The sequence below is a fragment of the Herbaspirillum sp. WGmk3 genome (assembly GCF_023952535.1).
GTDB lineage: Bacteria > Pseudomonadota > Gammaproteobacteria > Burkholderiales > Burkholderiaceae_D > Herbaspirillum > Herbaspirillum huttiense.
Genome location: NZ_JAKYWT010000003.1, coordinates 39,965 through 55,839 on the forward strand (window position 1 = coordinate 39,965; position 15,875 = coordinate 55,839).

A 15,875-nucleotide genomic window follows, 5' to 3' on the forward strand; every position below is an offset into this window, starting at 1 on the left:
CTACAACAAAAAGAATCCGGAAAGCGAACGCTGATGAGCACATGGATAAAGCGGGGTCTGTTGACCGTCGCAGTCTTCTTGGTCACCTGGGTGATGTTCATCACCTATTGGTCCGGTGCCAACCACATGCCGGATGGCGGTGACGTCATTCTCTATCTTCTGGTGCTGCCGGCCGTCTTCCTGTTGCTGGTATGGGGCATCGCCAAGGGCAGAAGCGCCATGGCCGCAGCCGCTGCTGCCAAGGCCGCCGCTGCAGCCGCCGCACCGCCCCCGGCAGCAGCAGTGACCGAACCCGGCCATTCCCCCGAACGCAAATGGACCCTGGCCATCGTGGCCACCGCCCTGCGCTCGCCCTTCGGCGCGGATGCCGCCGATCTGCTCGAACAGATCAAGTCGCAATCGGTGCGCCTGCCCCTGGATGGCGAATTGGTGAACGATCAGGGCATGCCCATACTCGCCGGGCGCATTTCCGATGTTCAAGGTGAAGAAACACGCGAAATCTACCAGGCCTGGCAGCAGCATTTCCCCGAGCAGGAGCTGACACCACAGGACAATGCACACTGGCGCAGCCTGGCGCTGGCCGCAGACATCGCCCGGGAGCTGGGCGATCGGCTGCAGTGGCATCCCCTGCTGGAAGAATATCAAGACGCGCCGCGCCATCGCCAGGAGGAAGTCGGCTTGCCGCATCTGCATCTGCTGGTGCTGCTGCCCCCCACCTGGAGCAGCGAGCAGCGCATGCAGGCAGCCCGCTGGCTGGGTGAACAAGTTTGCCAGCAAGGCTGGCCACCGGAAAAGCTCAACGTCCTCCCGGCCGCCGCCGGCGAAAATGCGCATCCCCTGCTGCACCTGGACCGGCTGGTGGCGACCAGCCGCGATCCGCGTACGCAACAGCCCTCCCCTTACCTCGCCTCGTCCTACCTCGCCATGGTCATTGCGGCCCAGTCCAATCTGGATCCGGAGATCGTGCAAGCGTGGCAGCAGGACAAGCAATTGCTGCAAGGCGCACAGAGCATCGGCAAATCCCCGGCAGAAGCTGCAGCCGGGCTGATCCTGGCCGATACCACCCAGGCACTGGCCATGGGTACTACCGATCCGGTGCTGCTGCACCGGGCCAGCCTCGGCCGTCACGAACAGTCCGTCGACCAGGCACGCCGCGTACCGGGCGACCTGCTGATCCAGCTGGCGCAGGGCGCGCTGCGCGATGCGGCGATCGTGCCCGATCAACTCGCCCTGCTGGTCAGCGATGGCGATTACCGAGCCAGCCGCACCGATGAAATCATGAAGCTGGGCTACGCCGTGCTGCCCGAACTCGACCTCGGCAGCCAGTGCGTGAAGCTGGGTGCCAGCTGCGGTTCGGCTGGCCTGGCCACGGCGCTGTCGGCACTGGTGCTGGCGCACGCCGCCACCGACGACAGCGATCAGCCCAGCCTGTGCGTCTGCAACGAGGACGCCCATCAGCGCGCCGTAGTCGCCCTCAGCCGCGCACCCGCGATTGCAGCGACACCGGCACCCGTTTCCGATTCAGCTGCATCCACCGCAACCCCGGCATCCCCCGTCACTGCTTCAGCGACCGTATAACAAGAACTCCACACCAAAGCGCTCACATCATGCAACGACTCTGGCACATCCTCAGCGACACGCGCGTCCTCATCCTCCTCGGCTTCGCCGCCCTGGCGGCCTTCCTCTTCATCGGTGCCGACCAGCTCGAAGTGGCCCTGATCTGGGCGGCAGCCCTGCTCGGCCTGCTGTTGCTGGTCTGGCTGGGGTTCTGGCTCTACAAGCGCTGGAAAGTCCGGCGCGCCGCCGGCAAGCTGGAAAACGTGCTGGAACAGCAAGCCTCGCAAGCCGCCCCCGCCAGCAGCGACGGTGCGCGGCGTGACGACGTGAATGCACTGCGCCAGCGCATGCTGGACGCGATCAACACCATCAAGACGTCCAAGCTGGGACAGAAATCCGGTGCCGCCGCACTGTATGAATTGCCCTGGTACATGGTCATCGGCAACCCGGCGGCCGGCAAGAGTACCGCCATCGCCAACTCCGGCCTGCAGTTCCCCTTTGCGGACAAGGGCGGCAAGATCGTCCATGGGGTGGGGGGTACACGCAATTGTGACTGGTTCTTCACCACCGACGGTATCCTGCTCGATACCGCGGGCCGTTACTCGGTGTACGAAGAAGACCGAAATGAATGGTTCAGCTTCCTCGGCCTGCTCAAGCGCTATCGCAAGCAGGCACCGATCAACGGCATCATCATCGCGGTGAGCATCGCAGAGCTGACCGGCAACCGTCCGGAATTCGCCATCAACCTGGCCAAGAACCTGCGCCAGCGCGTGCAGGAGCTGACCGAGAAGCTGGAAGTGTTTGCGCCGGTCTATGTGGTCTTCACCAAGGCCGACCTGATCACCGGCTTCAACGAATTCTTCCTCGACACCGAACGCGGCGAACGCGATCGCGTCTGGGGCGCGACGCTCGCCTATGACCGCAAGCGCAGCGGACAGGAGGTCAGCAGCTTCTTTGACGAGCGCTTCGACGAGCTCTACGCCGGCCTCAAGGAAATGAGCCTGGCCAACATGTCCGTCAAGCGCGGCGAAAACCTGGCACCGGGCGTACTGACCTTCCCGCTGGAGTTCTCGTCCATCAAGGGTGTGCTGCGTTCCTTCGTGACCACGCTGTTCGAGGAGAATCCCTTCCAGTTCAAGCCGGTCTTCCGCGGCTTTTACTTCACCAGCGCGCTGCAGGAAGGCGCGACCGTCAGCGCCTCTTCGCAACGCATCGCCGATCGCTTCGGCCTGACGCTGGAACACAAGCCGCAGCGCGAGATCTTCTCCCAGCACGGTTTCTTCCTGCACAACCTGTTCAAGCAGGTGATCTTCGCGGACAAGCAGCTGGTGGCGCAGTACACCAGCCGCAACAAGATCCGCATGCGCTACGTCACCTTCTTCGCGGCGGTGACCGTATTGGGGGCATTGCTGGGCGGCTGGAGCTGGTCCTACATGGGCAATCGCCAGCTGGTGGCCAATGTGCAGGCCGACATGGACAAGGCCGTCAAGCTGCAGGAAAAGCGCCTGGACCTGCAATCGCGCTTCGAAGCGCTGGAGATCCTGCAGGATCGCATCGAGCAGCTGGATCGCTATCGTTCCAGCCGCCCGATCTCGGTGGGCCTGGGGCTGTACCAGGGCGATCTGCTGGAGCGCAAGCTGCGTGAGGAATACTTTGCCGGCATCAAGGAAATCATGTTGAAGCCGGTGTCCTCCAACATCGAAACCTACCTGATGGAAGTCAACGCCAATTCCGGCAAGCTGGAACCGATGGCCAAGCCGCCACAAGCCGGAGGCGTGACGACGGTGGCCGACAATGCGGCCCAGGCGGCCAACGCCCTGCGCACCTACAAGGACAGCTCGGCCACCAGTGTGGAAGATGCCTACAACGCGCTCAAGACTTACCTGATGCTGTCTGACAAGTCGCGTGCCGAATCCAGCCATCTGAGCGACCAGATCACCCGCTTCTGGCGTGGCTGGCTGGAGACCAACCGCGGCACCATGCCGCGCGAGCAGATGATCCGCAGCGCCGAACGCCTGATCAGCTTCTCGCTGGAGCAGATCAATGATCCGTCCTGGCCGACCGTGGAAAGCAAGCTGACCCTGGTCGACCAGACCCGCGAAAACCTGCGCCGCGTGGTGCGTGGCATGCCGGCGCGTGAACGCGTGTATGCCGATGTGAAGGCACGCGCCGCCACCCGCTTCGCTTCCATGACCGTGGCCCGCATCGTCGGCGACAAGGACAAGGAACTGGTCATGGGCAGCTACGCCATCCCCGGCACCTTCACCCGCGATGCATGGGAGAAGTTCGTGCAGGATGCCTTCAAGGAAGCGGCCAACAAGGAACTGCAGAGCGCCGACTGGGTGCTCAAAACCTCCACCAAGGATGACCTGACGCTGGAAGGCAGTCCCGAGCAGATCCAGAAGGCACTGGTGTCGCAGTACAAGACCGAATATGCACGCGAGTGGCAGAAATTCCTGCAGGGCGTGAGCATCGTCGAACTGCGCAACCTGGACGACGCCACCAATGCCATGAACCGTCTGGGCGACCCGCTGACTTCGCCGCTCAACAAGGTGATCAACACCGTCTACGACGAAACCTCGTGGGACAACCCGTCCCTGGTCGATGCCGGTCTGGCCAACGCCAGCAAGGGCTTCATGGGCTGGTTCAAGGAAACCATCCTGCGCCGCTCGCCGGCCCCGGTACCGACCCAGCTCAATACCGACGGCAGCACCGCCATCCCGATGGGACCGGTGGGGCGCGAATTCGCCGGCGTGGCACGCCTGGTGGTGAGCAAGGACAAGGGCAATTCGCTCATGCGCGGCTACATGGAGAATCTCTCCAAGCTGCGTACCCGCCTGAACACCATCAAGAACCAGGGCGACACCGGCCCCGGTGCCAAGCAGCTGATGCAGCAGACGCTGGAGGGCAACGGCTCGGAACTGTCGGATTCGCTCAAGTTCGTCGATGAAGAAATGCTGCCCGGCCTGAACGACCAGCAGAAGACCACGCTGCGCCCGTTGCTGGTCCGTCCGCTGGTGCAGGGTTTCAATGCACTGGTGCGTCCGACCGAAGGCGAAGTCAACAAGATCTGGCGTGCTCAGGTGTACGAACCGTTCCAGAACAACCTGGCCGCCAAGTATCCGTTCTCGCCCAATTCCAAGATCGAAGCCAACAGCGGCGAGATCGGAACGGTGTTTGGCGAGAACGGTGCGATCTCCAAGTTCGTGACCACGGCCATGGGTCCGCTGGTGGTGCGCCGGGGCGACACGCTGTCGCCGCGCAAGTGGGCCGACATGGGCATCACCCTGTCGCCGGCGATCACCACCAGCTTCGCCGACTGGATCAGCGCCCCGGGCGGTGCTGGTGCGGGTGGCGGCGCTGCGGAGGCGCAGACGGTGTTCCAGATCCAGCCCCAGCCGGCACCGGGCGCTCTGGAATACACCATCGAGATCGATGGCCAGCAACTGCGCTACCGCAACACCCAGGCGCAGTGGACCAACTTCGTGTGGCCCAATCCGCAAGGCGCTCCGGGTGCCAAGGTGACGGCCGTGACCTATGACGGCCGCACGGTGGAAGTGGCCAACCAGCCCGGACGCTTCGGCCTGGAACGCCTGATCAACACGGCCCAGCGCAAGCGCAAGGACAACGGTGCCTTCGAACTGTCGTGGACCAATGACGGCGTGACGGTGGTGGTGAACCTCAAGATCATCAGCAGCGCCGAAGTCTCCGGCAACAGCAACGGTGCCGCCCGCGGCACGGCCGCCCTGCGTGGCCTGAAGCTGCCGGAAACCATCGCTGGCGGCGCACCGGAAGCGCCGGCGCCTGCCCCGGCGCAGGTCCCGACGCCAGCGCCGGCCACTGCGCCCGCTGGCGCTCCGGCAGCGCAAGTGCAATCGCAAACTCAATCCATGACTACAGGGGCTAAGCAATGAGTGCAACCGGCACCCCCATCAAGATCGGCTATTTCGGCAAGATTCCGGCGCGCGGGGATTTCATCAAGGCCACTGACAACGCCGCCCTGATCACGCTGCTGGACAACTGGCTGGCACAGACCATGGAGCTGCTGTCGCGCGATGCGCGCTGGAAGATCATCTACGACGGCGTCAAGCCGCTGCACTTCGTGGTCATGGGACCACGCAGCCGGCGTGCCGTGGCGGGCCACCTGCGTGCCAGCGGCGACCAGTCGCAGCGCCGCTTCCCGTTCATTTCGATGAGCGCCTTCGATATCGAGGATCCGGTCGCTTTCGTCAGCAACAGTCCGCTGATCCTCTCGCGTCTCTGGGCGCGGCTGGAATCGCTCACGCAAGGCGTACTGACGGCACCCGATCCGGCCCAGCCGCTGCAGACCCTGGCCTCAACCACGCTGGAACTGGACATCAACAGCGCCGGCTACACCGCGGCCTTTGCCGACTTCCTGGATCTGCAGACCACGGGCTCGCTGCAACAGATGCTGGCCGAAGCCGGCTTCACCGGCAATCTGCGCCAGTTGTTGCTGGCGCTGGGACTGCTGCTGCAGCCGGTCATGGCCAGCACCTCCAGTCGTCTGGACAAGAACCTGATCCTGCCGCTGCCACGCGACCCGATGTATCGCAGCCTGGTGGCCAGTTTCTGGATGCACCTGATCACGCCCTTCCTCACCCGGGCCGATTTCGAGCTGGCGCTGTTCCTGACGCGGCTGGATGATCAGCCGGCCATGTTCCTCGGTTTTTCGGGCGCTTCGCCGCGCACCTTGCATTCGGTGATGGACATCCAGGCCGGTGCCGAGCACAACATCCCCTTCGACGATGCCGACTGGGTGGAAGAACATGTGGGCAGCGACTACGGCATCCAGAAACTGTCCAGCTACCTGGCCCATCCCGACCTCTCGCTGACCTCGGCCCTCGCCTCATTCCGCGAAGCTTTCATCGGAGCCTGAATCTTGAAGACGAACATTCTTTCCCAAACCCGCCGGCTGACATTGTTGAGCGCGGCCTGGCTCGCCTGCTCAGTCGTTCATGCACAGAACGTTGCGCCGCCGGTCGCCACGCCCGCACCGGGCCAGGTACTGGTGACCGGCACCGTCCCCGATGAAGCCAGCAAGGCGGCCGCGCTGGCGCGACTACGCGAAGTCTATGGGGCCGACCGCGTGGTCGACCAGATTGCGGTCGGCCAGGTGGTGCTGCCGGCCAACTGGAACAATCACGTGCAGAAGCTGATTTCGCCCAACCTCAAGGCCGTCAGCCGTGGCCAGCTGAAGATCGATGGCACCAGCGTCAGCATTTCGGGCGAAGTGTCCAATGAGGCGCAGCGTCAGCAGATCGCCAGCGACATGGCCAGCAGCCTCAATTCTTCCTATACCGTGAACAACGGCTTGCGGGTTTCCACTTCGGAACAGGGTCTGCTGGACAACGCCCTGGCCAACCGGGTGGTGGCCTTCGAAAGCGGACAGGCCACCCTGACGCCCGAAGGCAAACGCATCCTCGATGAGATCGCTGCGACCATGCTCAAGCTCAAGGGCCGGCACGTGGAAATCATCGGCAACACCGACAATGAAGGCCTGCGCGCCAGCAACATTTCGCTGTCGCTGGCACGGGCTGATGCGGTCAAGGCCTACCTGAGTGCCAAGGGGGTCGATGAAAGTCTGCTGACGACCTCGGGCCAGGGTCCGGATCGTCCGGTCGCTTCCAACAATACGGCTGAAGGGCGTGCCAAGAATCGACGGATCGAATTCCGTATTGCCAAGTAAGACAAGACGCGGGCGAATCTCGCCCGGCATGAAAAAAAGGAACCGCTTGTTTTGCGGTTCCTTTTTTCTTTGGGCGCGTCGCCAGGCGATGTTCAGTCCTGTGGCGGCGGTTGCAATCCCAGCAGTTCTTCAACGTGGGACAGTGCGGCGTTGTCCTTGATGACGGTTTTGAGCCAAGCGTGCAAGGGCATCTCACCCCATTGTGCGGCCTTGTCGGCCAGGTGCGCGACCGGGCTGTGGGGCTCGGTGCGGCGGAAGAACTCTGCCACGGCGCGCAGTTGGGCAATGGCTTCGGCACGCGTGCGGATCGGTCCCTGATGCTGGACCGGCGCTGCAACAGGGCTGCCCTGCTCACTCAATTGCGCGGCCACGGCCGCCGTATTTTCATCGGCCACGGCGATCTCTGCAGGAGCTACCGAACGCAGGCCGGTATCTGCTGCGAAGCGGGCGATGGTGTCGTGCACCAGGGTGATCGCTTCGCGGGCGGAGGAGAAGCCGGGACCATCGACACCGAGGCGCTGATCCACGGATTTTTCCAGTTGTTCCAGGCATTGCAGGCAGTACTGGGTATCGGCCAGCATGGCTTCATAGAAGGCATGTGAGCTGCGCTTGCGGGCCGATTCCATGACGGCCAGCTTGACGCCCTCTTCCGGCTGGCCGCCTTCGTTGGCGATCCGTTCAGCATTGGCCGCGCGGGTGCGGGCGGCGTCGAAGTCGAGCAGGGAGAAGGCGCTGCCGCGGCCTTCGGTCAGGGGGATTTCGCGCGACATCTGCACCGAGCGCGACAGCAGCCAGGTCAGGTTACCGACACGGCGGTCGTGGTCGCCGTCTTCCGACAGCGGATAGAGATGATCCCAGAACTGGTCGAACAGCCCGGCCACGAGCAGGAACCCATCCCCCAGACCACGCAGGCCGCGCGTCTTGCAGGCGGCTTCGCTGTACCAGACGGCCAGGCGCAAGTCCTTGCTGCGGGTTTCGATGAGCTGGGCGCAGCGCTGCTCGACGAAGATCCAGTCGGCTTCCTTGATGTCGGTGACCCATTCGCCCTGGTCCAGGGTCGGATCATCAAAGCGGCGCGCCTCGGCAATGGCGTCCAGGTCGGCGGTGAAGGAGAGGTCTTCGCCACCGGGATGGTTGTCATTGATGGGCTTGAGCAGCGGGTCGACGGCAGAGGTGGGTGGCTTGACGCCGAGCAAGGATTTCAGGGTGGGCAGTTTCATGGTCGATGCGATCCCGATCAGTTATTTTCTTGTCATGATGATCCCCGTTGTTTCAGCATGCGCGTGCTGGAAGTGACGGGCCTTGGAGGGGGTTGGACAAGGGTTGGGGGCGGGTGTTCGCGATTGCAGAAGAATAAGGGTGAATAAATGCAGTTCAACTTCTTGCGACCATTACTGGCTGGACTCACTGGAAAGAATTTTCCGGGAATCTTGGATAGTCACTGCTGCGTAACGCAGCGGAAAGTGGCACCGAACCGAATTGGCTTGAATCCCTGCTCCTGGAATAACTTGTCAACTTTCTCATCGACGCCATCGGGACGTCTTCCCGTGCGCGCCATTGTCATTGCTGGCACTGAGCTGCTGGCTTGAGCGCCACGCACGACTTTGAGATCACCAGCAGCGGGTCCTGCAGGGTCGAGCTTTGAGGAGTGTGCATAGTAATTATCGTCATACCAATCTCGTACCCACTCCAATCCACTCTTGGCGAAATCACCCAGCCCCGACGAATTCGCGGGTTCGCTTCCTACGGGCACAGGGAAAAATGGATCCTGACTGATCGCCTCTGCCTGTTCATGAGAAATTACATTCACCCCGTTTCGGAAGCTGCCATCATTTGTGGCGAAGATATAGAACTTGCCACCATCCCGAGCGGCATATTCCCACTGAGCTTCGGTCGGCAAGTTCATCTTTTGTCCCAGTTTCTCTCCCAGCCACGCGCAGTAATCTTGCGCTTCCTTCCAGAGGACCATGGCTGGAAAGCGTCCGCTATCCGGAAGACGAGCGATTCTCTCCGAAGTGGCATCGGCCTCGCGGTCATTTACCTTGCGCCGGTTGTTCTGGCTTGCAAACACGTTGTACTCATCATTGCTGACCTTCCATTTGAGCATGGAGAAATCTGAGAGCCGTACCTCATGCAAGGGCTGCGCATTGGCTTCTCCTGTGTATGGGAGCCTCTCGGATGAGTGCCGCTCACCGAAATCCCCCATCAGGAAATCGCCGCCTTTCACTGGCAGCAGATTGTTGCGGCTAGTTTCGACAAGCCGCGCCACGGTATCATCCTTTGCAGTGGAGTCATCGCCGTGGCAGCCTGTGATACCCAGTGAGATGATGCAAGTCAGCATCAATATGCGCATAGAAATCATCACCACACGACCTTCTGTCTTTCCTTCATACATTTCAGTAACCATCTTGTTGGAGACTACTGGGAGAGCTCTATAGGGAGCGGCTTTCGGCATCGATGTCCGGAGGCCACTTGGGTAACGGAGCGAATCGCATGGCAACGTAGTGAGACAGGCCCAACGGCAGCCAGATCCAGAAAAACCAGATCGTCAGGAAAATGATCGGATAGTCCAGCCACCGCATCTTGCTGCGGAAGCGCCGGCCCTCCTCGGTTGGGGAAAGGTAAGGCATGAAATGAAACAGGCTCTTGACGAAGCCGACACTCTGCTCCCGTGTCATCAGCACTGGAATACGGGACGGGCCGTAGGCCATGAACCGGCGGGCATAGGACCACAATTGATACAGGGTCTCGACACCAACGTCATTACCCTTGAGTGAAATACGGTCAATGACCGCGTTGGTTGCTGGTTTACAGATCACCAGCACCAACTCATGCCGAACGGAGTAAGTCTTCCCGGTAAATACTGAAGACTTGGCAATCTCCGCCTCGATCTGATCCCAGTCATAGATCTTGATTTCCGTTCGCCAGCGCTTAAGACGTTGCAATGACGCCGTATATTCGTAGATGTATATTTTTCTGGTGTTCCGATTGAACCGGATCGGGGTGTCTCTCGGAAGCCGACAGTCGTGCAGAGCGAATACGCCCGCTGCCACGATACCGCCAACCAGCATGACGCAAAAAATAAGTCCAAGCACTGGAATGAGGTTGAAATAAACATCCCTCAACTTAATAAGAAGAGGGATAAATACGCCAATAACACTCAGAAGAAACAATCCTCCTACTAAGATACCTAGTCCCCTGATGACAGACGATGTGCGTGAAATTTCCAGGTAATTTTCATCGACGTGATTCAGATCCTCATCAAGGAGCGGACTATCCAAGCGCACATCAAGATCTATTCCCGACTCGCGCGCAGCGAGGTCCTCGTACCAAAGAGGATTTTTCGGAGTAAATCGGCTTGTATTACTTATCGTCACATTTCCTCCGCTCAAATCTGCGAGCAAATCAACATCGATGATTTCGCTACCTGTATGGTGCTGGCAAACAAGCATTGCTATTTTCGCAACGATCCGCAGGCGCGCTGTGCCGTGAGAGATATCTCGATTTGTTCTAGCCGGTGAAAAGGCCCGCAGGAATCAGTTCACGAGAAATCCATTCCCAATTCACATTGCGGCCCTGACTGGAGGGCATCAGCTCGCCTTGTTTGGCCTCTATCCGATAATCCACAGAATCGGCTACCAACCAAAAACCATCCAGGGGACAGCGCTCTCCAGTTCTCGCCCGCATCCTGGATACAAGCAGACTTTCGTTCTGCTCGCTTGAGCATTTCTCACTTATTTTCTCGACAGCATCTTTGAGCGCAATAAAGAAATCCCATGTTCCAAAATCTCTATCGGTAAAGGGTGTGATATCCATCATGTAGAGCTGAAGATACCGTTGCGAAAAATAAGAAACTTCGTGCAATAACGCGCCAGTTTTATCGTGCATCCGCACTGTTGAATATCCGGGAATGGCACTGCCGTCCCTTCTCTCCGCCGGGACAATCTCGAATTTCAGCCCATCGCGCAGATCTTCAAAACGTGCATCTGAAAGGTGGCGGAACAACGTGTATTCGGTGCCGTCCGGAAGTCTGAAGAGCAAGATCCGGTCCGCTGTCCAATATAGGCAATAACGCTTGCCATCGACTTCAGTAAAGCTTCCTCGAACCGGAAGGGTGAACCTTGCCATGATCTCAAGCTCAGGCGTCACTCTCGGCTTTTCTGGATAACGCCAGAGCCCGGTTGCTGGGTCGAAATCGATAATGTCATCCCCGGTCACATGATCAAAGACCAGCATCTTCATTTCCTTCATCTGCTCATCCGGGTTTGCGGCGACCTTCGCGGTTTTTGAGAGCGCGTACCTCGTTGAGGAAAGCGGTCATTCCATTGACTCTTGATCTTCCGGGAATAGCTCATGTGGAATGATGTCTTCAGATAACCACTCCCAAGTCACCTCCCTATCGAATGAGCGTGGCATGGGAGACCCTGCTTCAACATATTCTTTATCGTCGACCAAATCCGCGACTAACCAATAACCAGTTTGCGGACACGCCACTCCTGACTTGATGCGAATCCGACTGGTATCAACATCAGCTATTTTTTCTGCGGATATACACATTCCAGATATCTTTTCAATTCCGTTCTTCAGGCTGACAAAAAAATCCCACGAGGCTAGATTTCTATCGGTGAACGGAGTGACGTCGGCGAGATAGAGTTGCAGATAATAATTTGAATTGTAGGTAATCGTATGAAGCAAGCCTCCATCCTCGTCTCGCAAAAACATGGTTGAGTATCCGGGCACAAGACTGCCGTCATTCTTTTGCGCCGGGACCAGATCCAATTGCAGGCCGTCTCGCAAATCCTCAAACAGGGCTCCAGCCAGATGGCGGAAAAGTGCAAATTGCTTGTTGTCCGGCGTGACAAACATCAATACACGATCTGCTGTCCAATAGGCGTAGAAGCGCTCGCCTTCTACTACAATGTACGAACCCATTATGGGTAGAGCGAAGTGAGCAATGAGATCTATGTCACTGCCTCTCCAAGGAGTATCAACGTACCGCCACAGTCCGGTAGTCGGTTCAAAATCAATGACGTCTCTGCTGGTGTGGTGCTGGCAAATCAGCATAAGCGTGATCTTGAGCCACTACGTTGAATCCTGCCGCGGCTACAATCAGGCATGACAGGTTATAAGAAGAATTCTGAAGGAACAATATCAACCGATAGCCATTCCCAGACCACATCCCGCCCGAGCGAGGTCGGCATGGGCTTTCCTTCTTCAATTCTTTTCTTATCGTCGAATAAGTCCGCGACAAGCCAAAATCCTGTCCTGGGGCAGGTTGCTCCTGTGGGTGCACGAATACGATCCAGGTCCGGACCGATCAGCTCAGGATTTTCTACGCACTTGCTGGCAATTTCTTCTACGCCACGCATCAACCCCACGAAGAAGTCCCATGTTCCGAGATCGCGATCAACTGATGCAGTGAAATCTCCGAGATAGAGATCGACGAAGAACTGAGCGTGATAGGAGACCTCATGCAGTATCTCGTCACGACTGTTGAGCAGGCGAAAGGTCGAATAGCCTGGAACTGCAGACCCATCCTTCTTTTCGGTGGTCACCAACTCCATATGCAGTCCATCCCTTAGATCTTCAAAAAGAGCCTTTTTCAAGTAACGAAAGAGCTTATATTCCTTATTCTCGGGTGTGACAAATTTCAAAATTCGATCTGCTGTCCAATAAAGGTAATAGCGTTTTCCATCCACCTCGGTGTAGCTACCACGGATTGGCTCGACCACGAATCCCATAATCGACGTATCTGTACCGCCTCGAGATGTCTCTGCGTAATGCCATAGGTAAGTGCGGGGAGACAGCTCAATCACATCGCCAGCGGTATGGTGGAGGTACAGCAGCATGATTCAGTTCTCTTTGCCTTCCGGACGCGTTTGACCATGAAATAGGATCTCACGATCCGATGGATGCTTGCGGCTACCCTTCATTTTCATCCAGGAAAAGTTCTCGAGGAACGATATCCAAAGATATCCATTCCCATGCCACATCACGTCCCAACGATAGAGGCATGATGTCTCCTTGCTTGCATTCGATTTTGTCATCGACAAGATCTGCGACAAGCCAGAATCCACTTTCCGGGCAGGTTTGGCCAGACTTTGACCTGATGCGTACGACATCCGCTATTGTCCCTGGACACGGTACGCACTTCTTCCTGATTTTTTCCACGCCGTCCTTGAGCGCCACAAAAAAATCCCAAGTCGATAGAGTCCGGTCGGTGAATGGGGTCAGGTCGCTCATGTATAGATCCAGATAGTATCGTGAGTTGTACGATACTTCATGGAGGATACGACCATCCTTGTCTGCTAGACGAACCGTAGAGTACCCTTGCTTCTCGCTCCCATCATTGTTCTGCGTAGGTGCGATAACTATCTGCAAGCCATTGCTCAAATCTTCGAAGAGCGCTTCTTTGAGATGTCGAAACAATGGATATGTCTTGATGTCCGGCGTTATCAAATTCAATATGCGATCTGCCGTCCAATAGAGGTAGTAGCGTTTTTCATTTACCTCTGTGTAGCTTCCTCGAACGGGCAGCGAAAATCGGGCCAGAATTTCCAGATCGGAGGTTCGTTGCTCTTCTTCCGGGTATCGCCAGAGTCCATTTTCTGGCGCAAAATCGATGATTTCGCTACCTGTGTAGTGCTGATAAACAAGCATTGCCATTTTCCTCAACGATCCGCACCTGCGATGCACAGTGAGATGATGCGAGTCAGCATCAATATGCGCATAGAAATCAACGCCACACGACTTTCTGTCTTTCCTTCATACATTTCATTAACCATCAAACCATACCAGCACCAGCGCCAAACAATAGTCCGGCCAACGCATCTTTTCCCGGTATAGCCTGCCTTCATAGGTAGGCGAGAGATATGGCATATAGCTGAACAGGCTGTTCACGAATCCTACTTCCTGTTGCTTTACATGCAGCATGGGCAGGCTGCGGGTACCATCCGCCATGAATCGACGAAGGTAAGACCAGCGCTCATAGAGCGTCAGACCGGTAACGTCATTTCTCTTCAAGGCAATGCGGTCGATGACCTCATGCGTTCCCGGCTTGCATATGACCAGATGCAGCTCATACCGAACGATGTACGCTTTGCCAGAAAACCCTGAAAACTTGGCAATTTCCGCCTCTACGCAGCTCCAGTCGTAGACCTTGACTTCCTTATGCCAACGTTTGAATGAAGAAAGCGAAGCGATGTATTCATAGGAATAGATCTTCTGCGTCCTGCGATTAAACCGGACAGGGGTATCTGCAGGTAGCCGACAATCGTAGATGATGAGAAAAAATGCTAGTACGGAAGTGCCCAGCAACATCAAGATGGCAAATACACCCAACACAGGAATGAGGGTAAAAAACTGCAGCCCAATGGTGCCGATCAGGGGAAAAATAACTGCGCCGACAAACAAAAAGAATATCAAGCCTATGAAGAGTCCGCCTCCGCGCAATACCGACGATGTACGTGAAATTTCTACATAATTATTATCGACATGGTTGAGATCTTCATCCAGAAGCGGACTATCCAGATTTTCTTCGAAGTTTATCTCCGATGCCCGAGGGGCCAGATCCTCGTACCAGAGGGAATTCGGTGGATTAAACCGCGATGTACTCATGAAAGAATTTTCTGTTTCTCACGCCGACTCTCTTCATCCACTTCTGCAGGCCAACACGGCTCTGGAGCAGACTTCATTGCAACGTAATGGCAAAGCCCAAGAGGCAGCCAGATCCAGAAGAACCACATCATGACCAGCGCCAGCAGCCAGTCGACTGCCCCCATGCGGTTGCGAAACTGGGAGCCTTCCGTCGACGGGTCGAAATAGGGCATATACGAAAACAGGCTGCGACGCAGAGTTACACCTTGGTGCCGCGGCTGGACTTTCGGTAAATTGACGGTCCCCTCGGCCATATAGCGACGAATGTAACCCCAAAGCACCTCCAAGCCGCGTACGGTCATGTCGTTCCCTTTAGCGTGAGGCGATCAACCACTTGATTGGTGCCGGGTTGACAGGTCACAAGAACCAGCGCATAGCGGACGACATAGGCTTTTCCGTTGTAACCGGACTGCTTGGTAATCTCGGCCTGCACGTCCTGCCAGGAAAATATCTTTAGTTTCGACCGACGGGGTGGGAACGGCATCAAGGGGTGGGAACGGCATCAAGCGAATTGGATAATCATAGGCATAGACCTTGCATTTATCGCGGTCGAAACGTACCGGCATATCACGCGGAATGCTGCAGTCCAGAATCATACTGAAAATGGCACATGTCATTCCCAAAGCAAGCAAACTCCAACTAATGATGGGAAAGATCAGCGCGTCATCTGGCCCGATGCTCGCCGCTACCAGGTGCATCACTACCCAAGAGAAGAACACAAGCATCACGGTGCCCACCATCAGCAAACCGCGCCGGATCACAATGCCCGCGCGCGACACTTCCAGATAGCTTTCGCTGATTGCATTGATGTCGTCTGCGAGCGTAGGGGACTCTAGATTTCGACCGAAGTCTGCCTGATGGTCGGGTAAATCCTCGTACCAATGTTGATTGATCGGATTAAAACGGGACGGGGTGCTGCTCATCTACAAATCCTCATTCACAACTGTTCCTCTCT

Annotated in this window: 13 protein-coding genes and 1 pseudogene; 4 read left to right on the forward strand and 10 right to left on the reverse strand. The window is 57.5% G+C overall.

All coding sequences use genetic code 11. The features are described 5' to 3' along the window. The first annotated feature begins 33 nt into the window (after positions 1 to 33). From MKD49_RS12075 to MKD49_RS12090, 4 genes are read left to right on the forward strand one after another with little or no spacing between them, the layout of a single operon-like run. Positions 34 to 1,578 carry a hypothetical protein gene (locus MKD49_RS12075; RefSeq protein ID WP_252696401.1) on the forward strand — a complete coding sequence of 515 codons (1,545 nt, stop codon included), beginning with the start codon at positions 34 to 36 and terminating at the stop codon, positions 1,576 to 1,578. A 29-nt stretch (positions 1,579 to 1,607) separates the two neighbouring features. Further along, on the forward strand, positions 1,608 to 5,471 hold the full coding sequence (gene tssM / locus MKD49_RS12080; protein ID WP_252696402.1) for a type VI secretion system membrane subunit TssM: 3,864 nt from the start codon (positions 1,608 to 1,610) through the stop codon (positions 5,469 to 5,471). Then, on the forward strand, positions 5,468 to 6,454 hold the full coding sequence (gene tagF, locus MKD49_RS12085; RefSeq protein WP_252696403.1) for a type VI secretion system-associated protein TagF: 987 nt from the start codon (positions 5,468 to 5,470) through the stop codon (positions 6,452 to 6,454). The genes tssM and tagF overlap by 4 nt, the downstream gene beginning before the upstream one ends. 45 nt (positions 6,455 to 6,499) lie before the next feature. Continuing rightward, the gene (locus MKD49_RS12090) at positions 6,500 to 7,264 is read left to right on the forward strand and encodes an OmpA family protein (RefSeq protein ID WP_371925473.1); all 765 of its coding nucleotides are present in this window, start codon (positions 6,500 to 6,502) and stop codon (positions 7,262 to 7,264) included. Between the two features lie 92 nt (positions 7,265 to 7,356). Here MKD49_RS12090 and tssA read toward each other — a convergent pair whose 3' ends face one another. The 10 genes and pseudogenes from tssA to MKD49_RS12140 all read right to left on the reverse strand — a co-directional run bounded on the left by tssA (position 7,357) and on the right by MKD49_RS12140 (position 15,843). Continuing rightward, positions 7,357 to 8,484 (reverse strand): type VI secretion system protein TssA, encoded by a 1,128-nt coding sequence (gene tssA / locus MKD49_RS12095; protein WP_252696405.1) that lies wholly within the window; start codon positions 8,482 to 8,484, stop codon positions 7,357 to 7,359. A gap of 218 nt (positions 8,485 to 8,702) precedes the next feature. After that, positions 8,703 to 9,659 carry an SUMF1/EgtB/PvdO family nonheme iron enzyme gene (locus MKD49_RS12100; protein ID WP_252696406.1) on the reverse strand — a complete coding sequence of 319 codons (957 nt, stop codon included), beginning with the start codon at positions 9,657 to 9,659 and terminating at the stop codon, positions 8,703 to 8,705. Between the two features lie 37 nt (positions 9,660 to 9,696). Next, the gene (locus MKD49_RS12105; protein WP_252696407.1) at positions 9,697 to 10,716 is read right to left on the reverse strand and encodes a DUF6708 domain-containing protein; all 1,020 of its coding nucleotides are present in this window, start codon (positions 10,714 to 10,716) and stop codon (positions 9,697 to 9,699) included. 58 nt (positions 10,717 to 10,774) lie between these two features. Then, positions 10,775 to 11,506 (reverse strand): hypothetical protein, encoded by a 732-nt coding sequence (locus tag MKD49_RS12110; RefSeq protein ID WP_252696408.1) that lies wholly within the window; start codon positions 11,504 to 11,506, stop codon positions 10,775 to 10,777. A 75-nt stretch (positions 11,507 to 11,581) separates the two neighbouring features. Continuing rightward, on the reverse strand, positions 11,582 to 12,328 hold the full coding sequence (locus tag MKD49_RS12115; protein ID WP_252696409.1) for a hypothetical protein: 747 nt from the start codon (positions 12,326 to 12,328) through the stop codon (positions 11,582 to 11,584). A gap of 59 nt (positions 12,329 to 12,387) precedes the next feature. After that, positions 12,388 to 13,113, reverse strand: a complete 726-nt coding sequence (locus tag MKD49_RS12120; RefSeq protein WP_252696410.1) for a hypothetical protein — start codon at positions 13,111 to 13,113, stop codon at positions 12,388 to 12,390. A gap of 73 nt (positions 13,114 to 13,186) precedes the next feature. After that, positions 13,187 to 13,924, reverse strand: coding sequence for a hypothetical protein (locus tag MKD49_RS12125; RefSeq protein ID WP_252696411.1), 738 nt, complete (start codon positions 13,922 to 13,924; stop codon positions 13,187 to 13,189). A gap of 117 nt (positions 13,925 to 14,041) precedes the next feature. After that, positions 14,042 to 14,881, reverse strand: a complete 840-nt coding sequence (locus MKD49_RS12130; RefSeq protein WP_252696412.1) for a DUF6708 domain-containing protein — start codon at positions 14,879 to 14,881, stop codon at positions 14,042 to 14,044. Next, a pseudogene (locus tag MKD49_RS12135) lies at positions 14,878 to 15,353 on the reverse strand (DUF6708 domain-containing protein). The gene MKD49_RS12130 and the pseudogene MKD49_RS12135 overlap by 4 nt, the downstream one beginning before the upstream one ends. After that, on the reverse strand, positions 15,247 to 15,843 hold the full coding sequence (locus MKD49_RS12140) for a DUF6708 domain-containing protein (protein ID WP_252696414.1): 597 nt from the start codon (positions 15,841 to 15,843) through the stop codon (positions 15,247 to 15,249). The pseudogene MKD49_RS12135 and the gene MKD49_RS12140 overlap by 107 nt, the downstream one beginning before the upstream one ends. Between the last annotated feature and the right edge of the window lie 32 nt (positions 15,844 to 15,875).